General features: G+C 65.6%; 1 protein-coding gene. It reads left to right on the forward strand.

Features of this window, described 5'->3' with window-relative positions:
* Positions 1-1073: polyketide synthase (locus ABZ319_RS40500; RefSeq protein ID WP_354991892.1), on the forward strand; the 1073-nt coding region annotated here is incomplete at both ends.

A 1073-nucleotide genomic window follows, 5' to 3' on the forward strand; every position in this document is an offset into this window, starting at 1 on the left:
GAGCCGGTGGCGGTGGTGGGTATGTCATGCCGCTTCCCCGGCGGCATCACCTCCCCCGAAGACCTGTGGAACATCGTCACCACCGGCACCGACACCATCACCCCATTCCCCACCGACCGCGGATGGAACCTCGACACCCGCCTGGACCCCACCCACACACACGAAGGCGGATTCCTCCACAACGCAGCCGATTTCGACCCCGCCTTCTTCGGAATAAGCCCCTCCGAAGCCCTCATCATGGACCCCCAACAACGCCTCTTCCTCGAACTCGCCTGGGAAGGCCTCGAACGCACCGGCATCAACCCACACCACCTCAAAGGCAGCCCCACCGGCGTCTTCGCCGGAGTCATCCACACCGGATACGGATGGGAAGGCCACAACCCCCACACCACCACCAACGACCACCGCCTCGGCAGCGCAACACTGAGCCTGGTATCAGGACGAGTCGCCTACACCCTCGGACTACAAGGCCCCGCCCTATCGATCGACACCGCCTGCTCATCCTCCCTCGTCGCACTACACCTGGCAGTGCAATCCCTGCGCAACGGCGAAACAAACCTCGCACTCGCCGGCGGCGTCACCGTCATGCCCCTGCCCGACCTGTTCCTGCTCTCGGACCGCCAGAACATGCTCTCGCACACCGGACGCTGCCGCTCCTTCGCCGCCTCCGCCGACGGCGTCGGCTGGGCCGAAGGCGCCGGACTCCTGGTCCTGGAACGACTCTCCGACGCCACCCGACACAACCACCACATCCACGCCATCATCACCGGCACCGCCACCAACCAGGACGGAGCCTCCAACGGACTCACCGCACCCAGCGGACCAGCCCAACAACACGTCATCCGACAAGCACTCACCGACGCCGGACTCCAACCCACCGACATCGACACCGTCGAAGCCCACGGCACCGGCACCGCCCTCGGCGACCCCATCGAAGCCCACGCACTCCTGGCCACCTACGGACAACACCGACCCCCCAACCACCCACTCTGGCTCGGCACCATCAAATCCAACCTCGGACACACCCAAGCAGCCGCCGGCATCGCCGGCGTCATCAAAACAATCATGGCGAT

This window comes from Nocardia sp. NPDC005978, assembly GCF_040614455.1.
In the GTDB taxonomy this organism is placed as follows: Bacteria; Actinomycetota; Actinomycetes; order Mycobacteriales; family Mycobacteriaceae; genus Nocardia.